Genomic DNA, 4277 nt, shown 5'->3' on the forward strand with positions numbered 1-4277 from the left:
AGCGGATTTGCCCTTGCTGGTGCGGCCCGACATTTCAGGTAGGCTGTGCCGGCTTTATCGAAAGAGACGCAAAACGTTTCTTCAGAGGATGGAGCACAAGTCCCGGCCATCCCGGGCGCCTTTTGCATCATCCTCGATGAAGGAATCGCCGTGTGAGCTTGCGCGGACGATTTCTACAATATCTAACTGAGGAGAGAACTCGATGCAATTCAATACCATGCTCAAGACCATTCCGGCCCTGCTGATCGGTGCCGCCCTGTCGCAGGCGGCCCTTGCCGCCGACATCAAGCTGGGCGTGGCCGAAGCGCTGACCGGCCCGGCCGCCAAGTATGGCGTGGCCATCAAGAACGGCTTCACGCTGGCTTCCGAAGAAATCAATGCCAAGGGCGGCGTCAACGGCGACAAGCTGGCCCTGGTGATCGAAGACGAACAAGGCAAGAAGGAAGAAGACATCTGCCCGCAGGGTCAGCCCTTGCGCTACAGCACGACCAATCAACTGGGGTATCGGGAATACAAATCCAAGCCTGAGCAATGCCGAGGCTGCAAGGTACGCGAGCAATGCACCAATAGCGCCAATGCGGTCAAGGTGGTCACGCGCCATGTGTGGGAGCGTTCCAAGGAGAAGGTGGATGATCGGCGTCGTACCGAATGGGGCAAGCGCATCTATGCCAGACGCAAGGAAACGGTAGAACGCAGCTTCGCCGACGCCAAGCAATTGCACGGACATCGTTATGCCCGTATGCGGGGATTGCGCAAGGTCGCCGAGCAATGCTTGTTGGCGGCGGCGGCCCAGAACATGAAGAAGATTGCCCTGCTGGTGGCGCGCTTGCGCGCGCTTTTACACGGCTTGAGCGCCTCTGCCAGCGTACTAAAGTGGCTACAGAGAAAAATGAGCGCCTTACTTGGCTTCTGCGCCATCGACCATCTGCAAATTACCTGCGCCTGAAAAACAAAACCCCGTGTTCGAATACACGGGGTTCGTCATCAACCTGAGGCTCCCGATCGGGAGCCTTTTCTTCAGTGCTTCAGTGTCTCAATGCTTCAGAAACCCAGGGTACGGCCATCGGGATTGCGCGGATCCGAGAAACCGTCGAAGCCATCCGCCTTGATCTGGATGGTCTGGGTACGGCCCATGGAAGGTTGCACGCTGATCTTCTGGCCCTTGTCCTGCAGGATCTTGAGGGTATCGGGCGACAAGCCCTTTTCCACGCGCAACTGATCCGGCGCCCACTGGTGATGGATGCGCGGGGTAATGGTGGCTTCGGCCACGTTCATGTCGTGGTCGATCACGTTGAGGATGGTCTGCAGGGTGGTCGTGATGATGCGGCTGCCTCCCGGACTGCCGGTGACCAGGAAGGGCTTGCCATCCTTGAGCACGAAGGTGGGCGACATCGACGACAGCGGGCGCTTGTACGGGCCCACTGCGTTGGCGTCGCCACCGATCAGGCCAAAGGCATTGGGTACGCCTGGTTTGGCGGCGAAGTCATCCATCTCGTTGTTCAAGGTGATGCCGGTGCCGGTGGCGACGATGCCGCTGCCGAAGTTCAGGTTCAGCGTGTAGGTGGTGGCCACCAGGTTGCCGTCCTTGTCGGCCACCGAGAAGTGGGTGGTCTGGTCGCTTTCATACGGCTGCGGCTGGCCCGGCTTGATTTCGGAAGACGGGGTGGCACGGTCCGGGTTGATCTTCTTGGCCAGTTCATCGGCATAGGCGCGCGAGGTCAGGCCCTTGACCGGGACCTTGGTAAAGTCCGGGTCGCCCAGGTATTCGGAGCGGTCAGCATAGGCCAGCTTCATGGCCTCGGCCATCAGGTGAATGGTCTGGGCGCTGTCGGCACCGTACTGCTTCAGGGGATAGCGTTCCAGGATGTTCATCATCTGGATGATATGCACCCCGCCCGAGCTCGGCGGCGGCATGGACATGACCTGGTAACCACGATAGTTGCCCGACACCGGCACGCGCTCGACCACCTTGTAGTTCTTCAGGTCGGCTTCGCTGATCAGGCCGCCGTGCTTGTCCATCTCGGCCACGATCTTCTTGGCGATGGCGCCCTCATAGAAGGCCTTGGGGCCTTCCTTGGCGATCAGGCGCAGCGACTTGGCCAGGTCTTTCTGGACCAGCATCTCGCCTTCCTGCAGTGGACGACCTTGCTTGAAGAAGATGGCCTTGGAGGAATCCCACTGGCCCAGGTGTTCACGCTCGGCCGACAGGATCAGCGCCAGGCTGCGGCTGACCGGGTAACCCTTGTCGGCCAGTTCGATGGCCGGCTGAATCACTTGCGAGAGCTTCATCGTGCCGTACTTGGACAGCGCGTGCGACAGACCTGCCACCGTGCCCGGCACGCCCACGGCCAAGTGGGTATAGAGCGAGCGGCCCGGCACCACGTTGCCCTTGTCGTCCAGATACATGTTGCGGGTGGCGCGCTGCGGGGCCATCTCGCGGAAGTCCAGGGCCACGTTCTTGCCGGTCTTGGCATCGTGGATCATCATGAAGCCGCCGCCGCCGATGTTGCCGGCATTGGGCAGCACCACCGCCAGCGCGAAGCCCACGGCGACACCAGCGTCAACCGCATTGCCGCCCTTCTTGAGGATGTCTACGCCGACCTGGGTGGCCAGTTCCTGTTCGGTGGCCACCATGCCGTGCTGGCTGTGGACCGGGCTGATGATGTCATAGGTCAGGTCGTACTTGACCACGGGGGCCGCCGGCGGCGGTGTCTGGGCGGCGGCTGGCAGCAAGGCCAGCGCGCCGCACAGTGGCAGCAGCGCCAGGGCGGGTTTGCAAAGACCGATGAATGTCTGCATGAGGGATGCTCCTGATGATCTGGACTGGTGAATGTGCATATTATTTATAGGAATGCCGACCGCACCCTGATGCAACTGCGGGCAGGGACGACACCGGGAGATTGTAGAGAATGGAGCTTTTCTGTCCAGAGCCAGGGACTGGCAATGGATGGATGATTGATGTGGATTCGTCCACCGATGGTGTGGATCGCAGTGCGCGCAGATCGCTACGGTGGAGCTTCAGGTACTCTCGCGCAGCGCCAGTTCAAAGCCCAGATCGAGCCGACCTTTAGGAATGGCTTCGCCCTTCAACTGGCGCACCAGCATCTCGGCCGACTTATAGCCGATGTCGTAGCGCGGCGTGACCACCGTGGTAATGGAGGGCGTGGCACAGGCCGCCCAGGACAGATCGTTGAAGCCGGCGATGGCCATCTCGCGCGGCACGCTGATGCCCTGGCGCTGGCATTCGAACAGCGCACCCAGGGCCAGGTCATCATTGCAGCAGAACACCGAATCGCAATCCGGGTGCTGCTCCAGCACGCAGCGCAACAGTTGCGCCCCCATGTCGACCGTGGTCGGCTGGGGCAGGAGCACTTCGATATCGGGCGCGATACCGGCTTCCAGCAAACCTTTGCGAAAGCCCTCGCGGCGCTTCATCATGCGCGGATCGAGCTGGGCCGCCAGAAAGGCCGGCCGTCGATAGCCGCGTTCCACCAGATGCCGCGCCACCGCCTGTCCGGCGCGGGTCTGCGAAAACCCCACCGAATAATCCTGCTGGCTGCGCCCCAGGTCGAACATGCGCACCGCCGGGATATGGCGGCTGGCGGCTTGGCTTTGCAGGATCTCATGCTGCTCGCTGCTGGAGAGCAGAAAGCCGGCCGGCGCATGGGCCAGGTAAGTGGCGATCAGTTGTTCTTCCTTGGCCCGCACGTAGCCGGTTTCACCGATGAGGAACTGGTAGCCGGCCTGGGCCAGGTAATCGCGAATGCCGGAGAGGGTTTCGATGAAGACCGCATTGGTCAGGGACGGCACCAGCACGGCCACCACCTGCGAGCGTGCCGAGGCCAGCGTGGAAGCGGCCTGGTTGGGGACGTAGCCGAGCTTCTGGATGGCTTGCTGGATGCGCAGGCGTGACTGTTCTTGAACCAGTGCTGGCGTTTTGAGCGCACGCGAGACCGTCATCGAACTCACGCCCGCCTCGGCAGCCACGTCCATGATCGTGACGCGCCCGGTGGCGCGACTGCCGCGCACGGCGGATTTGGCCGGCTTGGCGGCGGGGCTGGTCGCTTTGGGCTTGGACTTGGGTGCTGCGCGCTGGGTCATGGATCGAGGAGGAGGGCGGTCTTTTCAGGTGGCCACATGATACCTGCTTGCGCGCTGCTGTTGGCGACGGCGAAGTGCCAAGCCGTATTTCTGCAAAACAATTTTTCTCGACGCTGCGTCTTGCGGTGCGCATCGTCTTGCGCACCGCAACACAACAAGTGTTGACCCGGCAAAAT

Annotated in this window: 2 protein-coding genes and 2 pseudogenes; 2 read left to right on the forward strand and 2 right to left on the reverse strand. The window is 61.7% G+C overall.

From position 1 onward, the window contains the following. Positions 1–202 precede the first annotated feature (202 nt). Positions 203–454, forward strand: a pseudogene (locus I5W_RS32355) (ABC transporter substrate-binding protein); the annotation flags it as partial. Next, positions 440–946, forward strand: a pseudogene (locus I5W_RS05305) (transposase); the annotation flags it as partial. The pseudogenes I5W_RS32355 and I5W_RS05305, both read left to right, overlap by 15 nt. Positions 947–1041: 95 nt before the next feature. Here the strand turns inward: I5W_RS05305 and ggt are convergent. Together ggt and I5W_RS05315 are read right to left on the reverse strand one after the other, a co-directional pair. Beyond that, complete coding sequence (gene ggt / locus I5W_RS05310; protein ID WP_044528463.1) at positions 1042–2799, reverse strand: gamma-glutamyltransferase; 1758 nt, start codon at positions 2797–2799, stop codon at positions 1042–1044. A 219-nt stretch (positions 2800–3018) separates the two neighbouring features. Then, positions 3019–4101, reverse strand: coding sequence for a LacI family DNA-binding transcriptional regulator (locus tag I5W_RS05315; protein ID WP_044528464.1), 1083 nt, complete (start codon positions 4099–4101; stop codon positions 3019–3021). Positions 4102–4277 lie beyond the last annotated feature (176 nt).

This window comes from Herbaspirillum sp. B65 (assembly GCF_000333555.1).
GTDB classification, from domain to species: Bacteria; Pseudomonadota; Gammaproteobacteria; order Burkholderiales; family Burkholderiaceae_D; genus Herbaspirillum; species Herbaspirillum rubrisubalbicans.